This is a genomic window from Thermoproteota archaeon (assembly GCA_003352285.1).
Lineage (GTDB): Archaea > Thermoproteota > Nitrososphaeria > Nitrososphaerales > Nitrosopumilaceae > PXYB01.
In genome coordinates this window covers 580,211-599,577 of the sequence record QQVN01000005.1, presented here as the reverse complement: position 1 = coordinate 599,577, position 19,367 = coordinate 580,211, and the positions used below count along the sequence as shown (strand labels likewise).

The window sequence follows — 19,367 nt, the reverse complement described above, 5'->3', positions numbered from 1 at the left end:
GCCCCACAATTAGGACAAATCATATGACATGCTTGCATGTTAACCATCTTATTCTCACATCTTGGACAGGAAATGTCATCCATAAGAAAGAATGGGGTTTTTACTTTAAAAATTATTTCCAAAGGTTAATTAGTCCAACAAAATTTTTTTTGAATACTTGGTAAATTTCAAGCTTACAGTATCTGACAAAAAAGGGAAATCCATCTCAAAGGAGCTCAAAGATAGCGATGCTCATCCTCTTGTGGGATTACCAATTGGAAAAGATACTGATGCCGCCATAGTTGGACTATCTGGAAAGATGAAGATTACTGGAGGAAGTGACAAGTCTGGCGTTCCAATGCGTCAGGATGTTCATGGCAGCGCAAGAAAATATGTAATGTTATCAAAAGGAGTTGGATTACAACAAGCTGAAAAGGGACAAAGAATCAGAAAACTTGTACGTGGAAATACATTATCTGAAGAAATTTACCAGATTAATTGTAAATTTGATGGAGAGATCCCTGTTGAACAGGCAGCACCAGAAGAAACTCCTGCTGATGCTAAAGAAGAAAAAAAGGAATAGATTAACATATACCGCTTTTAGATTCTGATCGTTGCATTGGAAAGAAACTCTTCCTGAATGGTATATCAAAAAATATGGATATCAACCCTGTGTCAATATTGGAACTGCCGGTCATGTTGATCATGGTAAAACAACATTAATTCAAGCTCTAACTGGTTCATGGACTAGCGTTCATAGTCAAGAGTTAAAGAGAGGAATTACAATTCGTGTTGGATATTCTGATGCCGCTTTTTACAAATGTAAAAACTGTGAGGAACCATTGGGATATTCTACCACACCAAAATGCCCGAACTGTGGTAAAGAAAGCGAGCTTACACGTGTTGTAAGTTTTGTAGATAGTCCTGGACACGAAAGTCTTATGGCAAATATGTTATCTGGCTCTGCATTAATGGATGGAGCATTACTTGTGGTCTCTGCAAATGAAAAAGTGCCAAGACCTCAAACCAAAGAACATCTTTTAGCACTTGAAACATTAGGAATTAAACAAATTGTTGTTGTACAAAATAAAGTAGATCTTGTCTCCTACAAAGATGCACTCTCAAATTATTCTGATATAACAAATTTTGTCAAAGGAACAAAAGCAGCAAAATCCCCTATCATTCCAATATCTGCCCAATCCGGACTTAACATTGATGCATTGATTGGAGCCATTGAATCAACTATAGAAACACCAAAACGTGATGAATCAAAAAATGCAGTCATGCATGTTCTTAGATCTTTTGATGTAAACAAACCCGGTTCTAAAATTAAAGATCTTAAAGGTGGTGTAATTGGCGGCAGTCTCACTGAGGGAACATTTCAGGTTGGTGATGAAATTGAAATTAAACCTGGAATATTAAATGAAAAAAAGAAATTGTATGAACCAATTCAAACTGAAATTGTTTCATTAGGGACATCTGCAGGAATAGTTGAATCCGTAAAACCTGGCGGTCTAGTAGCTATTGGAACAAAACTAGATCCGTCATTAACTAGAAGTGATTCTTTTATTGGTTCAGTAATAGGAAAACCTGGAACGTTACCTGAAAATTCAACTACTGCAAGTTTTCAAGTGAGTCTCTTTGATTCTGCAGTAGGAACAACTGATGATACAAAGGTTTTGCCAATACAGAATGGTGAGGCACTTCGTCTCAATGTTGGCACTGCACCAGTATTATCTAAGGTAACCAAAGTAAACTCTGAACAAATTCAAGTGGAATTTAGAAGACCTGTTTGTCTCTTTGAAGGTGGAAACATCGCAATCAGTAGAAGAATTGCAGATAGATGGAGATTAATTGGTGCAGGCGTCATTGGTTGACGTTATCTGTGATACTAGTTTTTTAATTCATTTAGCTACAAAAAGAATTAAGAATTTATCTCAACTTGATACTGAAATTGGACAGATACAATTTGTAGTCCCAACTGTAGTGATAAATGAATTAAATCAATTACTGTCTAATGAAACAAAAAAAAATAACGCATCAATAACCCTTCGATATATTAAAAAATTCAGGATAATTCCTTTAGATGGAAAATTTGCAGATAAAGAAATGATTCTTTATGTAAAAAATAATGGGGGAATTATAGCCACAATGGATAAGGACCTAAAGAACAAAATCAAAGAAAATAAAGGTTCAGTAATTTCATTTTCAAACGACAGAATAGTGTTAGAAAATTAGAAAAATTTAACTTGTCCAAGTTGATTTAATCTGTATTGGGAAATCTTAAACTTGAAAGTAATTCGTTTTCTAATGGACAAAAAATTCCAAAAAAATTTGGATACAAACATGGAAATGTTAGTCCACATCTAAAAATCAGTGGAGTATCATCTGATGCAAAATCTTTAGCTCTAATCATGGATGATCCGGATGCTATGGGGGCAGTTGGAAAAATTTGGGTTCATTGGGTTTTATGGAACATAGATCCTTCTACAAAAGAAATTCCAGAATCTACCACTCCTTCCAATTCGGTTGATGGGAAAAATGATTTTGGCGAATATGGATATGGTGGACCTGCTCCCCCTGATAAAGAACATACCTACATATTCACATTGTATTCTTTAAACAAAAAATTATCAATTCCAAAAGGTGCCACTAAATCTGAGCTTGAGAGTTCCATGAAAAACTGTATTTTGGATGAAGCTGTACTCAAAGGAACTTTTTCACCATAATTGTTCGTGCCCAAATACGGAAAAGAGTAATAAGCCAATCTTTTTCAGTCATCATAATTGCTATCAAACGCTAAACTATTCTCAGTTGGAAAATTTGATTTTCGTTTACAACATCTATTAATCATAGGGATACTCTCTCTTTCATTTACAATTTCAATTCTTATTCGTTCTCAAGCAGCTGATTATGGCTTTGAACTAAATGAGTTTGATCCATTCTTCAATTTTCGTGCTACAGAATTTATCTTAGAAAATGGATACGCTGCCTACTTTGATTGGCATGATGATATGAGTTGGCATCCACATGGAAGAAATGTATCAGAAACATCTCAAGTAATGTTACATCTTACAGCAGCATCTCTTTATCCAATTTTTAATGCTGGACATTCACTTTATGATTTTACAATAGTCTTTCCAGTAGTCTTTGGCGCATTTACAGCAATTGTAGTTTTTGGACTTGTTCGTGTTATTGGCGGAACAACAGCAGGCCTCTTTGCATCGTTAATATTTTCTATATCCGTACCAATAATTATTAGAGGAACTATTGGATGGTTCAAATCAGAACCTTTAGGACTTTTTTATGGATTATTAGGGATATACTTTTTTTTGAGTGCAATAAAATCTAAAAACCAAAAAATAACAGCCATAAAAATTATTGCTGCAGGAATTTTCTTAGTATTTGGACTATCCTCTTGGGGAGGAATTCAATTCTTTATTCTTCCTTTGGGACTTTATTTTTTGACTTTACCTTTTTTGAGAAAAGATTATAATTTTCTTCTTTGGTCTATTCCATTTTTTGTAATAACCTCGCTGATTATTGCAGCTTCTCTACCTCGACCTGGTCCTAGTTTTGTAACTGGTTTAGGTGGTTTAGTGTTTATTGGACCGACAATCTTTATGATAATATCAATTTTCATAATGAAAATTTCTAAAAATCATGGAAAAAGAAATGCTGTAATATTTCTAGTTGGTTGTATCCTTTTAGCTAGCTTCTTCATTATCTATAATTCCACACTTCATTATTCTGAAAGAATTGTGACAATTCCAACTTATAGATATCTTAATGCAGTCAATCCTTTTCTAACAACTACAGACCCACTAATTGATTCAGTAGCAGAGCATGCAACTACTACATTGGATCAATCTTTTTACTTCCAATCTATACTTATGATTTTTGCTGGATTAGGGATCTGGTTAATTTTAAGAAAAAATCAGAAATATTCCTCAATTCTTCTTCAAAAAGATATGATTGTATTTTCTTTGATAATAGGTATGATGGGTGCCTATATCAGTTCAGCATTCATTAGGCTGGAAATTTTTGCATCTGTAGGAATTTTAATTCTTGCCTCAATAGCATTAGCTATATTATCTTCGGAAATTTTTTCATTTAAAAAAGACGGGAAAAAGTTTGCCTCCACTTCTAAAAGTATAACAAAAATAAGTTTTACAATAATCATTATTGGATTTTTAATTTCACCTGTAATCCTCCCAGTAAATGCAACATGGATTAATGCAGTAAAAGCTCCACCTACATTACTTAATGGCGGAACCCAATTTAACATCGCTACTACTGATTGGCCACATGCAATGGATTGGATAAAAAATAATACTCCTCAAGATGCAGTTGTAGCATCTTGGTGGGATTATGGTTATTGGATCACAACACTTGGGGAAAGAATATCGCTTGCAGATAATGCTACGTTAATTGATTGGCAAATTAAAAAAATTGCCCAAATGTTTCTAAGTTCACCAGATGAAGCTTGGAATCTATTACAAGAATTAGATGCAGATTATGTTCTAGTCTATGTTGCAGCCCAAAAGATTCAATCTGAACCTACCGAGATATATCTTCTCACTGGGGGCGCAGATGAGAGCAAAAAACAATGGTTCATCCGAATTGCTGGCGAACCATTATCAAAATACCTATTTGCTGATGGTATGAGTGGAACTGATCTTTTCTGGAATGATACCATCTTAGGAAAAATGTTCCCATTTACACCAGTTGCATATGTTAACTTTGCAAATAACTTGCAGATTGAATCTTATTCGCCTGGATATACTCCAATTTACATTAAAGATGTGAAATATCCTTCTGATAGTGATGGACCTTTAAGACTTGTGTATCAATCACCTTCTCTAAATCGTGAATCACCAGGTCCTATTAGCGGTGTTTTAATTTATGAAATTAATAAAAACTATAATCCGACTTTAATTGACGATATTCCAACTATACAATCCAAAACAGAATTAGCAGTTTTACAAACAACATTAGGTGAGATTACTATTGAATTCAAAGATGACATTGCGCCAAAAACAGTGGATAATTTTGTTCAATTAGCAAAATCTGGATTTTATGATGGAACAATTTTCCATAGAATCATACCTAGCTTTGTAATTCAAGGGGGCGATCCAAATACTATTTCAGGTTCTCCTGATACGTGGGGAACTGGCGGACCCGGTTATTCAATTTCTCCAGAATTTAGTGACTTACAGCACAAAAAATACATTGTTTCTATGGCTAGAGGAGCTGATGTTAACAGTGCAGGCTCTCAATTCTTTATAATGTTAGGAGATTCTCCGTGGTTAGACGGGCAGTATACTATATTTGGTGAAGTAATTTCTGGACAAGAAGTAGTTGATCAAATTGGTTCTTTAGAAACAAATGAATTTGATCATCCAATAAATATTGACTCGGCAAAAATTGAAAAAATTACTATAATTGAGAAATAACTATTCGTATCTTTCAGCTAGTCGATATCTCATGTATTTATCATCTGGTGAAAATTTTGCAGGATGAACCGAGTAAGTATCTGTTTCACACTTTGAACATTTCATCTTTAGTGTATAGATATTACACTTTTGACATTTACGAAGTTGAAAATGCATTTTATGTCTCTCTTGTCTTTTTTGATTCTTCTCTACTGAATTTGAATGAACCTTTCTTCTTTTCTATGGATTTTTGTATCTCTTCAATTATCGGCTTTAATGATCTCTCAGCTGATTTGAAATCTTGAGCAGATACTGATATTCTATATTTTGGTGCACCTAAATATGTAATCTGTACGTTAGATTCTTTTTCTTTTTTTATCACATCAAGTAGTATTTTTTTGATAACCTCTACACCATCCGGTTGGTTATTTGTTAATTCCAATATGCCTCTAATCTCTACTGATGGGAGTCTAATTTTTTCACAAACATCTTTGATTGCTGTGGCAATTTTTTTTGAAATCTTTAGTTCATTTAAAACTGATTCGCCTTTTCTAGCAATATCTAAAAATGCATCGTAAATAGAATCATATTTTGCATAAATCGCTTCTTCTATTTTTTCTACATCATTATCTGAAAGTTTTGCACTTTCTTTAACACTGTTGATTAGAGTTTTTCCTTTTTCAAATCTTTTTGCTTCTAATAGCTTTCGCTTTTTTTGATCAGTAGAAACCTGCTTTAGTGATAAATCAATATCTCCGCGTTCAGAATTTACTCTCTTGACTAGTAAAACTTTCTTTTCTCCTTGTTTAACAAATTTTCCAACAGATCTAATCCATCCAGGAGCAATTTCTGAGACATGTAAAAAACCCTGAATTCCATTATACTCATCAAGGGTAACATATGCCCCATGATCCATTACTTTGGTTATTGTTGCTAGGATAATTTCTCCTTGTTCTGGTAATTCTTGAGTTTCAGTAGACATTGGCAGTAAAATTTTTTGTTGGTAATTTAATGTTGCTAGTTAGAAATCGATACCCTTCTTTGCTTTTATTCCTAATTGAAAAGGATGTTTTACCTCTTTCATCTCAGTAACCAAATCAGCTACTTCAATTATCTCAGGTTTTACATAGTTTCCAGTCAAAACTAGATTGACATTATTTGGTTTTGATTTAATTAAATCTAAAATATCACCAGTTTTTACTAAATCTAAATTTACTGCATAATTAATTTCGTCAAGAATCACTAAATCATACTTTTTTGATAGAATTTTTTCTTTCGATATTCTGACTGCTTCATTTGCAATTTTTTGATGATCTTCCTTTGGACTTTTATCATCAATTATACCAACAAAACCCTTCCCTATTGCAGTCATTTCAAATTCTGGTTCGAGTCGTTTTGATGAACTCATCTCCCCATAATGCCATGAACCCTTGATGAACTGAACCATGCAAACTTTATGATTATAACCTATTGCACGTAGTGCCATACCTAATGCTGCAGTAGTTTTTCCTTTTCCTTTACCTGTATAGACTATAACTAAGCCTTTATCGCTCATATTTTCTAAATCATCACCGCTAACTAATAAGATTGGCAAAATCAAGATTATTATTAATTTAAATTCAAATGATTCCATTAAACAAAATGAAAATACCTAGACTGATAGTATCTGGTGCAACAAGTGGAGTTGGAAAAACATCTATCACTTGTGGAATAATTTTTGGATTAAAAAAACAAGGATATTCAATTCAGCCATTTAAGGTAGGACCTGATTATATCGATCCAAGTTATTTATCATCAGTTGCAAAAAACAACACTCGAAATCTCGATGTATGGATAATGGGTAAGGAGGAACTTGTAAAAAGCTTTGTAAATCATTCAAAATCTGACATTTCAATCATAGAAGGTGTAATGGGATATTATGATGGATTCTCAGGAGCTTCTAATTATTCTAGTACTCATCATGTAGCAACCATACTTGATACACCAGTCATCTTAGTTTTAGATGCTAGTAAAACTGCACGATCGCTAGGAGCAATTGCATTAGGATACAAAAAATTTCATAAAAACTCTCATATCGTTGGAATAATTCTCAATAAAATTGCTAGTAAAAAGCATGAAAATCTATGCAGACAATCACTTGAATCATTAAAGATCCCAATTATTGGAATTATCCCAAAAGATGAAAAATTGTCTTTACCATCAAGACATTTAGGCTTAATTCCTACAAAGGAAGATAAAACTATACGAACTAAGATAATTAAAATTGCTAAGGAGATTTCTTCTTATATTGACATTCAAAAATTAATTACTGTCTCTGAAAATACTTCTCATATTACAATCCCAAAAATTTTCAAACACAAAAAAACAAAAACTAGTATCGCAGTAGCCCTTGATGATTCCTTTAATTTCTACTATCAAGATAATCTTGATGCATTACGTCGTGAAGGTGTTCGACTAAAATTTTTTAGTCCAACTTCCGATACAAAATTACCTAAGTGTGATGGAATATACATCGGTGGTGGGTTCCCTGAAGTTTTAGGGGATAAATTATCAAAAAATTACCAAATTAAAAAATTAATTAAAAAAGCTGCAGTTGATGAAATTCCAATTTATGCAGAATGTGGAGGATTAATGTATCTTACAAATTCAATTTCCTATGACAATAAAAAATTCAAAATGATAGGGGTTTTTGATGCAGAAACCATCATGACAAAAAAAATGAAATTAAATTATACAAAGGGTAAAATTACTTCAAATTGCTTGATTGGCCCAAAAAACTCTATTTTTCAAGGACACGAATTTCATTATTCTGAGATTGATTCGTTATCTTCTGATAGCAAATTTGCTTATTCCCTATCAATCGGTGATGGAATAAAAAACAAAAAAGATGGCTTGATAAATTATAACACATTAGCATCTTATGGCCATTTGTATTTTGATAGTTCATCATTTGCACAAAATTTTGCAAATATCAGTTTAGCTTATTCAAGGCGATGAACTTTCTCTAATCAATTTGTATAATGCATTAATTATTGCTGATGCAGACGGACTTCCACCTTTTCTACCTATATTAGAAATAAAGGGAACGTCAAGTTTTTGTAATTCTTCTTTTGATTCTGCTGCAGAAATAAAGCCCACTGGCATGCCAATAATTAATGCTGGACTGATGATCTTTTCTTTTAGCATTTTTATGACTTCTAGTAACGCAGTTGGAGCATTTCCTACAACTATTACTCCACCTTGCATACTATCCTTCGATAACCTCATGGATAGTTGTGATCTAGTCAAATTTTCCTCCTTGGCTTTTCTAACTACCTCTTGATCTGAAATTTTACATACAATCTTGTTTCCAAAATCTTTTAGATTTTGTTTATTGAATAATCCTGAAACCCCATTTACATCGACAACAATGTCACAGCCATTCTCAAGTGCATTCATACCGCTTTTAATTGAATTTTTATGAAAGACAATTGCATTTTTTTTAGCAAAATCAAAATCTGCAGTTGAATGAATTACTCTTCTTACTATGGGCCATTCCATTTTATCATATTCATGTTTTCCTATCTCTGACTCGATCATTTCCATACTCGCATCTTCTATGGATTGACCTTTTCTAGTCTGCATCTTCTACCTCTTTCGCTCTTTCTATTATCAAGTCAATCATTTTTTGATCTGTTCCTATATGTTTTGTTACAAACACTTTTTCGAGTTTTGAATTTTTTAGTGCAGGATTTAGATCCTCGTAAATATCTCTTTTAACATGAGCGCCTTCATGCAGAAAGTAAAAAACTATAATCAAAATTATTGGATTATTTTCTTCAGCATTCTTTATTCCGTGAGGGATATCTGGCTGCTCTATCTCTAAGAAACAATGATTTACATTTCTATATGTTGATTTAAGACCATCTACAACATATTTTATAGAAATCTGTGCATTGGGATCTTTACTTCCGTGACCAATAATCAAAACATCAACATCATTTTTCGGTAGTGATACTGAATTTTCTTTCATTGTAGTAGATATTCTATTATCAACCAAATCAATCATGGTCTTGTGCATTGTCATTGGTTTAGTTACAAGAAATTTTACCTCTGTGTTTGCCTGAAACTTCATGGCATCAGTTACAGCTGCTTTGACTTTTTTCCCCGGATACAAAAAATATGGAACTAGAGTTAATGTATTCATTTCATTTTGTAATGATTTCTCTATTCCTTCTTTAATGAATGGTGGTAAAACCTCTAAGAAGCAATAATCTACATAGTTGTAATTTCCCTTTTCTTTAACTTTTTTACAAATAATCTCTAATTCTTCTTTCGCTTCTTTCTCTCTACTTCCCCTATCAATTAACAATAAACCGCGTTTCATTTTTCAATTCTCGCAATTGCAATTGTAAGATTAGGTGGGAATTTTTGCTTTTCTACAACTAACTTTCCTCCTGAAACTTTGATTGCTGAAGCTTCTGATACACTTGGCGTTCCTTCAAATGTATTAACTACATAAGATGGATTTGGTATAGTAATATCGGCAAGTTCCTCTTTTGGAACATATACTAATGAAACATTCATTTCATTTGCAATTTCTATCAAACCTTGAACATCTTCTTTCTTTTTTATTGAAGTAAATTTTGTAATGCTCTTTTTACTCAAATTAAATTTTTCAAGACAGAACTCTAAACCTTCTCTTATGGTTTCTTTTGAAGTATCCCAATGAAGACCCACTCCTACTACCAAAGTTTTTGGTCTATACACAACCGATTTTTCGAGTAACTCTTTTTTGATTTTTTTATCGGATATAATCAAAAATGCTTTTGCATTAGATTTCTCTAATTCCTCTAAGGATGAACAAACCACTATGTTTTTTGGTAATTCTTTTTTCCACCAATCTCTTTCTCCTGCATCTTGATACAGGCCAATTTTTTCCTCATTTACCATAAATGCACTGATCTTTGTTACATTAGAATCATTATCAATAATCCAACCAAACTCTTTTCCTACTAGATCTACTGCGATTGTTTTGTTAACATCTGCTGCAGTTGTTATAACTGGTGTTGCACCGATCTTTCTTGCTATGTCTTCTGTAAGCTTGTTTGCGCCACCTATGTGACCAGAAAGTGCACTGATTACAAAATTTGATTGATCATCAATTACAATTACCGCAGGATCAGTTTTTTTATCTTTGAGATGTGGAGAAATTAACCTAATTACTGCGCCTAAAGAAAATAAGCAAATAATAGCTTCATTGTTTTTGAATAATTTCTCTATCTTCTCTGTTGTCGATTCTAGGAACCAATTGATTTTTGGATTATTGTCTGAGAATTTAGAAGGTGCATATGCCTCCCAATTAGGGAATGTTTCTTTTAATTTCAATGAAGTTTTAATTCCATTTTTTGTAATAGCAATAATTGAAATTTTTTCCACAATCAGGATCGTTTTGTATTGAATAAAATACCTTACTACTCAGAATATCTTTCTAGAACTATCCCATCAAAATCAAACAAAATTATCTCGATTGGCACTTTGTTCTCAGAATGTTTTCTCATTTGTAAATAAACCTCTTTGCACAGCAACTTAAAAAAATCTGAATTTTTGGATTCTTTCACTATCTCAAGTACATGTCTTGCAGTGTTTGCTTCTTTTACTCTCTCTACAATTGTATTATCAGAACCTGTTTTTTTTACCAAATCAGCTAAAAACTGCATATCTACTTTAGAGCCTTTAACATGTGTTTGTTTTACACCCATTGCCATTTTTGCTAATTTTCCAATAAATCCTACAACAAACGCTTTTTCAATATTTTTTTTTGCACACTGTTGAATAGTATATCCAGAAAAATCACCCATTTGAACAAAACAATGTTCTGGTAAATCTACAATATTTTTTGCAAAGGTTTCACTACGTCCTCCTGTAGTGAGCACCACAATCTTATCTCCCATTGCAAGAGAGACATCAAGATTTTGTCTTATTGATGCAGCATATGATGCTGTAGAAAATGGAATCACTATGCCACTAGTTCCCAGAATAGATATTCCCCCCACTATGCCAAGACGTGGGTTATCTGTTTTTACAGCAAGTTCTTTTCCTTTAGGGACAGAAATAGTTACATTCACTCCTTTTCTTGATAACAAATCTTTTCCTACACGCAGTAAATTATCAATAATCATTTTTTTTGGGACTGGATTAATTGCCGGTTTGTTAATCTCTAATCCTAAACCAGGCTTAGTTACAATCCCTACTCCTATTCCACCATTAATTTGAATTTGACCAATTTGATCTGTAATGCTTACATCAACAACGATTTCTGCTCCATGCGTGACATCTGGGTCATCTCCTCCATCTTTAATTACTGAACATTTTGCTGAATTTTTCTCAAATACACAAGAATGAATTTTAATTCTTATTGAATTACCTTTAGGTAATTCTACTTCAACAAAATCTATCTTCTTTTGATAGATAATTGATAAAACTGAGGCCATGGATGCTGCAGTGGAACATGTTCCAGTTGTGAAGCCTGTTCGTAATTTTTTATTTTCTTCGGTCACATTTTTGTTATGAATATTCAGTATTAATTCTTCCCGGTAGCAATTTTGTAATTAGAACATTTTTGGAAGAATTCCAAAAATTTAACAAACAGGCATTAATGATACGTTATAATGAAAATTGCAATTACTGGAGCTACCGGATTTGTTGGCAAAAATTTAAGAAAATTTCTCTCCAAGCAAAATATTCCGGTAGTTGCCATAGGAAGAAAAAACTTCCTAACTTACAAAAATGAAATTAAAGTAGTCACAAAAAACTATTCAGAGGATCTTTCTTCAAAATTGATCAATTGTTCATGTATGGTTCATCTAGTAGGTGTTGGAAAGCAAACCTTTGATAATAATTATCATGATATCAATTTTCTTCTTACAAAAAAAATTCTACAAATATCTAAAAAAGCAAAAATTAAAAAAATTATTTTTAATAGCGGATTAGGAGCGTCAAAAAACTCAACCACAGATTATTTTATCTCAAAATATCTTGCAGAGCAAGAAATTATCAAGTCCGGTTTAGACTATACCATTTTTCGACCTTCATACATTATTGGAACCAGCGATCATTTATCAAAAAATCTAAAAAAACAAATCCGTAGTGGAGTGATAAAAATTCCAGGATCTGGAAATTTTCCTTTACAGCCTATTTCTATTAATGATGTAGTCAAAATATTATTTTATGCAGCAACTTCAAAAAAATATTCTAATAAACTTCTGGATTTAGTTGGATCTGAAATTATTTCTTATGAAAAATTTGTGAAATTATTTGTATCTTCTACCAAAACTATTATTAAAAAAACTGATATTGAAATTGCTTATCGTGATGCGATAAGAAACCCTACTAGTCAATATGGTGTGGATGATCTACACATTCTGGTGGGAAACTTCATTGGTAGTTCAAAAAAATTAAAACAGATATCTAATTTAGAATTTGAAAGTTTTAGAAATATTTTAAAGTCCAGCAGTCTTTCTTAGTACATCTGCCTTATCCGTTTTCTCCCATCCAAATTCAGGTTCATTCCTGCCAAAATGACCATAAGCAGCTGATTTTTTGTAAATGGGTCTTTTTAGATTTAGCTGAGTGATAATGGCAGATGGTCTCATATCAAAATGCTTTCTTGAAATACTTTCAATATCTTCTTCAGGAATCTTATTTGTTCCAAATGTATTTACCATTAACGAAACAGGATCAGCTACTCCTATTGCATAGGCAACTTGAACTTCGCATCTATCAGCAAGACCTGCGGCAACAATATTTTTTGCAATATATCTACACATGTAACATGCGGATCTATCTACTTTAGATGGATCTTTTCCTGAAAAAGCACCACCACCATGTCTTCCATATCCACCATATGTATCGACAATAATTTTTCTACCCGTAAGACCGGCATCACCATGAGGACCTCCTATTTCGAATTTCCCAGTAGGATTTACATGAATTTTTATCTGATCATTCCACCATTCGTTACAAACTGGTTTTATTACTTTGTTAATTATTGATTTGGTTATTTCATCGTTTGAAATGTTTGGAGCATGTTGAGTAGAAACTACAATTGTTTCAATCCTTTTTGGTTTATCATCTTCATATCGTACAGAAACTTGAGATTTGCCGTCAGGTCTTACCCATGGAAGTTCTTTTGACTTTCTTACTTCTGATAACTTTTTTGTTAATTTATGAGCTAAAAGTATAGGTAAAGGCATTAGCTCTTCTGTTTCATTTGATGCATAACCAAACATCAACCCTTGATCTCCTGCCCCTTGATCCTTGTCTGCGGTAGCTGTAACTCCTTGACTAATGTCAGGACTTTGTGAATGTAATCGAAGCATTACTTCACAGGAATCTGCATCAAAAAGTAAGTCTGGATCATCATATCCAATTTCTTTTATTGTATTTCTTACAAGTCTCTCTTGTTCGGTTTTTCCAAAATTCGCTTTTGATGTTACCTCTCCTGCCACTGCTACAAATCCTGTAGTTGTCATGGTTTCAACTGCTACTCGTGAGTCCGGGTCCTGCCTTAGGTATTCATCGAGAATGGCATCTGAAATTTGGTCACAAATTTTGTCCGGATGTCCTTCAGTCACAGATTCAGAAGTAAACAGAAAATTTTTAGTCATAATAAACTCCTAACTAGAGTTCATTTTCTAATTTGATAAATAAAACATTGTTACCTCTAACGATAACTCTGCCGTAATTAGCAATCACTTTGTCTTCGTGGAGCTCTTCTGCATCAGTCATAATCAAATTCATGTATGAATCAACATTATCCATTTTCCCCTTATACTCTACTTCATTTTTCAGTCTTACCGTGACTTTCTTTTTAGTACTTTTTTGAAGTGTTGTTAGTGGTCTTTTTGCACTTGTTTGAGACAGATTATTCACTTGTTTTGCATACGATGTTATCCAGAATAAAAGCCTTGCCTCTTAAGATTTTGAAATGAGATTCCTTTATTTTTCATAAAATCATCAAATATTCAGACAATGATTAGTACAGGATTGCAAAAATTAGATGAGATTTTGGGTGGAGGTATCAAAAATGGTAACATCATTGATATTTATGGTGAAAGTAGTACTGGTAAGACTCAACTAGCACTTCAGATAATAATTAATTTTCTCAGTAGTAATGAAAAAATTTTATTTTTAGATACAACTGGTGAATTTAGACCAGAGAGATTATTAGAAATTATGAATTTACAAAAAATAAATGTTAAATTACTAGATAATATCATGGTATCTAGAATTACAAACACCAGCGAGCAAGTAAATTATTTTAAAAATATACCAACATCCAATTATGGTTTAATCATAATTGATAACGTCAGTGAGTTATTCTCATTTGAATACTCAAAGGATGAACAATCTCTTCAAAAAACGATCTCTTTTATGAATTTCATGCATGAACTATCTATTATAGCACTAGAAAAAAAAATTCCTATAATAGTAACAAATACAGTGCGGCATAACATAGACAAAAATATTGAAAATCTTTCAAGAGCAATAAGCTTCTTTACTCATGTAAAAATTCGCCTCTCAAAATCAAACTCAAAACACATTGGATATGTAGAAAGCATATCAAATTCTGGTAGTTTTTCATTTTTAATTTCAGCAAAAGGATTAGAAGAAACGTATCAATCTATTTAACCCTGTAAATTATCATAAAATTATGGCAGGAATTTTTGATTCTATTCCTATAGTTACAGTGATATTGTTTGCCCTTGGCCTAGTTGGCGTGATGGTATATGAAAGAGCTAGAACAAGACAAACAGAAGAATCAACTACTTGATAACGAAATCCTTTCTACATTCAAAGAATTAGGGTTTACTGAGCTCACAGAAATCCAAAAAAAAGCAACACCAATAATTTTTCAAAAAAAAGATTCATTAGTTATTGCACCCACAGGTTCTGGCAAAACTGAGTGTTCTGTAATACCAATTTTTCAACATGTAAAAAATACTAAAACGTTAGGAAAAATTAAGGTTCTATATGTTACACCATTACGAGCATTAAACCGTGATGTATTTAGAAGAATTACTAGATATGCAGAGTTTAATCAATTAAGTCTAGAAATACGTCATGGAGATACAACACAAACTGCTCGAAGAAAAATAACTAATAATCCACCTGATGTTTTAATTACAACTCCGGAAACCTTAGTAATTCTATTAACTCAGAAAAAAATGTTAGACGCTTTATCAGCATTAGAATGGATAGTTATTGATGAGGTACATGAATTACTTTCTAGTGAAAGAGGAACTCAACTTTCTCTTAGCTTAGAACGTTTGCAATTTAATTCATCTAAAGAGATTACTAGAATAGGACTTTCTGCTACTGTAGGTAATATAGAAGATGCAGCCAAATTTGTCGTTGGAACAAAAAGAAAATATAAAATAATTCAAGACACATCTGTTCGAAAATATGATGTAGAAGTAAATTATATTGAAGGCACTATATCTGATGTTGCAACTTTTATCATCTACTATGTTACTAAATTAGATCTAAAATCTCCCGTTCTCTTATTTACAAACACTAGAGGTGAGGCAGAGTTTCTTGCTTCTATTCTAAAAGAAAAATCTTCTATAAACATTGAGCTTCATCACGGCTCCTTATCAAAAAATGTGCGTGAAGAAACTGAATTATCACTAAGAGATGGAAAATCCGGAATTGTTGTATGTACATCATCATTGGAATTAGGACTAGATATTGGTTCAATAGAACTGGTAATTCATTATGGATCTCCAAGACAAGTTTCCAAATTAGTCCAAAGAATAGGACGTAGTAAACATAACAGGAGTTCTTCAGCAAAAGGTATGATAATTACAAATAATCCTGATGATGAGTTTGAGGCAACTGCAATTCTTGATAGAATAAAAGATCAATCCATAGAGGAGCAAAAAATTCATGATGGTTCATTGGATGTTTTAGCTCATCATCTTGTAGGATTAAGTATGCAAATTGGAGAGGTTAGTATTGAAGATGCATTTAGTTTACTAACAAATGCATACCCATACAGAAATCTGACTCTCGAGGATTTAGTTAATGTCATTGAACTTTTAGATTCTAATTTTTTGTTATTTTTCAATAGAGAAAAAATGACTTTTATTAAAAAAGGAAAATCGTTCAGATATTACTTTGAAAATTTGTCCACAATTCCAGATATACTAAAATTCAAAGTTTTTGATTCAATAGGTAAAAAAATTATTGGAACTCTAGATCAAAGATTTGTAGGGGATTTTGGCGAATCAGGAAATGTATTTGTTTTACGTGGTTCTCAGTGGAGAATTCTTAACGTTGACGAAAAAGGATTATCTGTAAATGTTGAGCCTTTTCGTTCAGGTGGTGTGACTGTACCATATTGGGAAGGTGAAAATATTCCAATTGATTATAGTACGGCAAAAAAGGTTGGGAATTTTAGAACTAAAGTAAAACACGGTACCCTGTCTTTACTAAATAAAGAAATCTCAAAACTAAATTATGATTTAGTTCCTAATGAAGACAACATTGTTGTTGAATCTGTTAAAACTCAAGGTGCAATTGTAATACATGCATGTTTTGGAACAAAAATTAATTCCACATTAGCTACATTGCTTTCTTCAATGCTATCATCAATGTTAGGCTATATTGTAGAATCAAGATCCGATGCATATAGAATTGCTTTAACATCTCGTTCAAGAATAAATGAGGAAATGTTTAGAAATGTCATCACTGATAACTATGATCTTCATTCAATTGTCACTGCTTCATTATCTGGTACTCACAATGTAAATTGGAGAACATGGTGTGTAGCTAAGAAATTTGGTGTTGTAGGTAGAGAGGCCATTTATGATAGAAAATCTGCCAGATTCTTATATGAAAGATATTCTCAAACTCCATTAGTAAAAGAGGCATTACGAGAATTATATCATGACAAGTACGATTTACCAGGTACAGAAAAAACACTTCAAAAAATAGTAGATAAAGAAATTCAGATTCATTGGTATGAATTAGATAAATTTTCTAAACTATCTGAGCCAATTTTAGATCATACTTCAAAATATTATTCATCCCCTGCAAATATCGATAAAGGTGTACTTGACCTAGTGAAAAAGCGTCTTTTTAAGACAAAACATAGGCTTGTATGCGCACGATGTGGGAAATGGGAAAGAATTGTTGAAACCAATGAAGTTGAAACTATTCGAGCTTGTCCATATTGTAAAGGTAAACAAATTTCTGCCACATTTTACTCTGATCACGATCTACCAAAAATTATTCGAAAAAAAGTCACTGGAAAAAAACTCACCAAAGATGAATTACACAAATACACTCGCGCATGGAAAACTTCTTCGTTATTGGCAAATTTTGGAAAAACAGCTTTGATAGTACTCTCTGGATATGGAATAGGTGTTGATACTGCAGCCAGAATTTTACGTAATATGGTTGATGATGAAATTCTCTATAAACAAATCTATGAAGCAGAAAGACAATATGTAATGAATAGAGGATTTTGGGATTCTTAATTTTTTTTATTAATTGTTGAAAATGCTGAAAGTGTAAGTTCGACTCTTCCTTCTAATCCAGCTTTTGCATTAACTCCGGTAATTGAAATTATTTCACCGATACTACATTTGTCAATTAGTCTTGCTTGATTTCTCCATCCTTTAACCCAAATTTGTCCACTATCATCTTCAACAAACATTTCTCCTAGTAGAACCATTTCTCCTGTTTTTGTCTGAATCTCACGTCTTTCCGGAATTTTTAAAACAATTGCCTCTATGCAGTATGATTCTCCAACTTTCACATCTGAAATTTTTGTCCTCGTCTTTTCTCTGGTGGGAATAGAAGGATCATCATCCACTCTTCTAACAAATGAATCGCTATCAACTGTTATTGCATTGCCAAATAACTTTGAAGGCATACACTCAATCATATCTCCTTCAGAGAATTGGTTTAGATTTTCTGAAAAATCAGTGATGTTGAATAGATTTTTTTCTTTGTCCACACCTATTACCATTTTATTTCCTGATTCGTTGGTTGTTATTGAAATAATTCTAGTAACAATGGGCTTTATTTCAGAAGTTCCTTCAATATCCATGATTGTGGATTCATTTCCATGAATTTCTAATCCCTGAGTTCCAGTTTTTACCTTTGTACCCAATAATCGTACTTTAGTATTGGGAGCAACAACTTTTGGAATGTCCTCATCATTCTTACCCCAAAGAACGATTCTTGTCGAATTACCATCTTTTCCTTTCAATCTCAATCTAAGCGCACTGCCAGGTTGTCCTCTAGAATTTGTAAACTGCATTGAAGTAATAGGACCATCCAACAAACCAGAAACTACTAGATCCTTTTGTCCCTCTTGAATTTCACTAACATCTTTTGTTATTGATTCAATAGATGGAATGGAACTATCTTCGTCTGTAGATTCGATACTAGAACCTGAGCCTACATTAATTGTGGGTAATCCATTAAAATCTGACTTTACATACGCTTTGATTATCTTGATCAGATCTCCTGGCTTTAATTGATTAATTGCAGGAAGCTTTGCCTTTTCATCCCATAACTTGACACTTGCAGTTGAATCTCCATCATAAACCGTCATAGTTCGTAGAAAGAATGGAGAACCATCTTTTCTTGAATATTGTTTTGCTGGTGACATGTTTAAAACTCTTGTTTGTAACGAAATTTCTTTCGCTCCCACGTAAAGATCTTTTAAATTCATTTCCGTTTTTGGTGGTTCTGATAATGTAATCCCATAATCCGAGGCAATTAAAAACAAGGCACCTTGGTCTGTCAAATAACCTGCGCCAATCTTTTCTTTTTTCTGTTTAATCATTTCTTCAACATCTGTTTTGGAAAGATCTGGTTTTTGCTCCAATAACTTTTCAATTAAACTTTCAAATTCTGACAATCATCAGGTGATATTTTCTCGTACTATAAAAATTT

General features: G+C 32.6%; 19 protein-coding genes and 1 pseudogene. 10 read left to right on the top strand and 10 right to left on the bottom strand.

From position 1 onward, the window contains the following. Positions 1-157: 157 nt before the first annotated feature. The 6 genes and pseudogenes from DWQ18_09725 (at position 158) to DWQ18_09700 (ending at position 5,435) form a co-directional block, all read left to right on the top strand. Positions 158-562 (top strand): 30S ribosomal protein S6e, encoded by a 405-nt coding sequence (locus DWQ18_09725; GenBank protein ID RDJ33396.1) that lies wholly within the window; start codon positions 158-160, stop codon positions 560-562. 31 nt (positions 563-593) lie between these two features. Next, on the top strand, positions 594-1,856 hold the full coding sequence (locus DWQ18_09720; GenBank protein ID RDJ33395.1) for a translation initiation factor IF-2 subunit gamma: 1,263 nt from the start codon (positions 594-596) through the stop codon (positions 1,854-1,856). After that, positions 1,849-2,217, top strand: coding sequence for a twitching motility protein PilT (locus DWQ18_09715; protein RDJ33394.1), 369 nt, complete (start codon positions 1,849-1,851; stop codon positions 2,215-2,217). The genes DWQ18_09720 and DWQ18_09715 overlap by 8 nt, the downstream gene beginning before the upstream one ends. A 35-nt stretch (positions 2,218-2,252) precedes the next feature. Then, entirely contained in the window at positions 2,253-2,708 is a 456-nt protein-coding gene (locus tag DWQ18_09710) for a YbhB/YbcL family Raf kinase inhibitor-like protein (GenBank protein ID RDJ33393.1), read from the top strand. 57 nt (positions 2,709-2,765) lie between these two features. After that, positions 2,766-4,922, top strand: a pseudogene (locus tag DWQ18_09705) (hypothetical protein). A gap of 12 nt (positions 4,923-4,934) precedes the next feature. Continuing rightward, positions 4,935-5,435 carry a peptidylprolyl isomerase gene (locus DWQ18_09700; protein ID RDJ33473.1) on the top strand — a complete coding sequence of 167 codons (501 nt, stop codon included), beginning with the start codon at positions 4,935-4,937 and terminating at the stop codon, positions 5,433-5,435. Here DWQ18_09700 and DWQ18_09695 read toward each other — a convergent pair whose 3' ends face one another. The 3 genes from DWQ18_09695 to cobO are packed head-to-tail and all read right to left on the bottom strand — an operon-like array spanning position 5,436 to position 6,969. Next, positions 5,436-5,591 (bottom strand): RNA-protein complex protein Nop10, encoded by a 156-nt coding sequence (locus tag DWQ18_09695; protein ID RDJ33392.1) that lies wholly within the window; start codon positions 5,589-5,591, stop codon positions 5,436-5,438. It lies immediately after the preceding gene. Position 5,592: 1 nt separating this feature from the next. Further along, a complete protein-coding gene (locus DWQ18_09690; protein ID RDJ33391.1) occupies positions 5,593-6,396 on the bottom strand; it encodes a S1 RNA-binding domain-containing protein in 804 nt (267 codons plus the stop codon). Between the two features lie 39 nt (positions 6,397-6,435). Next, positions 6,436-6,969, bottom strand: coding sequence for a cob(I)yrinic acid a,c-diamide adenosyltransferase (cobO, locus tag DWQ18_09685; protein ID RDJ33472.1), 534 nt, complete (start codon positions 6,967-6,969; stop codon positions 6,436-6,438). Positions 6,970-7,055: 86 nt separating this feature from the next. Here cobO and DWQ18_09680 point away from each other — a divergent pair, with 86 nt between their 5' ends. Then, a complete protein-coding gene (locus tag DWQ18_09680) occupies positions 7,056-8,411 on the top strand; it encodes a cobyrinate a,c-diamide synthase (protein ID RDJ33471.1) in 1,356 nt (451 codons plus the stop codon). On the opposite strand, the gene DWQ18_09675 is transcribed toward DWQ18_09680, so the two are convergent. Genes DWQ18_09675 through DWQ18_09660 form a run of 4 tightly spaced genes read right to left on the bottom strand, consistent with a single transcriptional unit; the run spans position 8,400 to position 11,968 of the window. Further along, positions 8,400-9,038: a precorrin-8X methylmutase gene (locus DWQ18_09675; protein ID RDJ33390.1), complete on the bottom strand. Its 639-nt coding sequence runs from the start codon at positions 9,036-9,038 to the stop codon at positions 8,400-8,402. The two genes, DWQ18_09680 and DWQ18_09675, sit on opposite strands and share 12 nt — an antisense overlap. Further along, a complete protein-coding gene (locus DWQ18_09670) occupies positions 9,028-9,780 on the bottom strand; it encodes a sirohydrochlorin cobaltochelatase (GenBank protein ID RDJ33389.1) in 753 nt (250 codons plus the stop codon). Before DWQ18_09670 ends, DWQ18_09675 begins: the two co-directional genes overlap by 11 nt. Next, positions 9,777-10,832 carry a precorrin-3B C(17)-methyltransferase gene (locus DWQ18_09665; protein ID RDJ33388.1) on the bottom strand — a complete coding sequence of 352 codons (1,056 nt, stop codon included), beginning with the start codon at positions 10,830-10,832 and terminating at the stop codon, positions 9,777-9,779. Before DWQ18_09665 ends, DWQ18_09670 begins: the two co-directional genes overlap by 4 nt. 35 nt (positions 10,833-10,867) lie before the next feature. Further along, positions 10,868-11,968 carry a cobalt-precorrin-5B (C(1))-methyltransferase gene (locus DWQ18_09660; protein RDJ33387.1) on the bottom strand — a complete coding sequence of 367 codons (1,101 nt, stop codon included), beginning with the start codon at positions 11,966-11,968 and terminating at the stop codon, positions 10,868-10,870. Between the two features lie 96 nt (positions 11,969-12,064). Between DWQ18_09660 and DWQ18_09655 the strand changes: the two genes are divergently transcribed. Next, positions 12,065-12,919 (top strand): NAD-dependent epimerase/dehydratase family protein, encoded by an 855-nt coding sequence (locus tag DWQ18_09655; protein RDJ33386.1) that lies wholly within the window; start codon positions 12,065-12,067, stop codon positions 12,917-12,919. On the opposite strand, the gene DWQ18_09650 is transcribed toward DWQ18_09655, so the two are convergent. Both DWQ18_09650 and DWQ18_09645 read right to left on the bottom strand, forming a co-directional pair. Next, on the bottom strand, positions 12,896-14,062 hold the full coding sequence (locus DWQ18_09650) for a methionine adenosyltransferase (protein RDJ33385.1): 1,167 nt from the start codon (positions 14,060-14,062) through the stop codon (positions 12,896-12,898). The two genes, DWQ18_09655 and DWQ18_09650, sit on opposite strands and share 24 nt — an antisense overlap. Positions 14,063-14,075: 13 nt before the next feature. Further along, the gene (locus tag DWQ18_09645) at positions 14,076-14,318 is read right to left on the bottom strand and encodes a ribonucleoprotein (GenBank protein ID RDJ33470.1); all 243 of its coding nucleotides are present in this window, start codon (positions 14,316-14,318) and stop codon (positions 14,076-14,078) included. Between the two features lie 108 nt (positions 14,319-14,426). Between DWQ18_09645 and DWQ18_09640 the strand changes: the two genes are divergently transcribed. After that, positions 14,427-15,086: a recombinase RecA gene (locus DWQ18_09640; GenBank protein ID RDJ33384.1), complete on the top strand. Its 660-nt coding sequence runs from the start codon at positions 14,427-14,429 to the stop codon at positions 15,084-15,086. Between the two features lie 98 nt (positions 15,087-15,184). After that, a complete protein-coding gene (locus DWQ18_09635; GenBank protein RDJ33383.1) occupies positions 15,185-17,938 on the top strand; it encodes an Lhr helicase in 2,754 nt (917 codons plus the stop codon). On the opposite strand, the gene DWQ18_09630 is transcribed toward DWQ18_09635, so the two are convergent. Next, positions 17,935-19,332, bottom strand: coding sequence for a single-stranded DNA-binding protein (locus tag DWQ18_09630; protein ID RDJ33382.1), 1,398 nt, complete (start codon positions 19,330-19,332; stop codon positions 17,935-17,937). The genes DWQ18_09635 and DWQ18_09630 overlap by 4 nt on opposite strands. Positions 19,333-19,367: the final 35 nt, after the last annotated feature.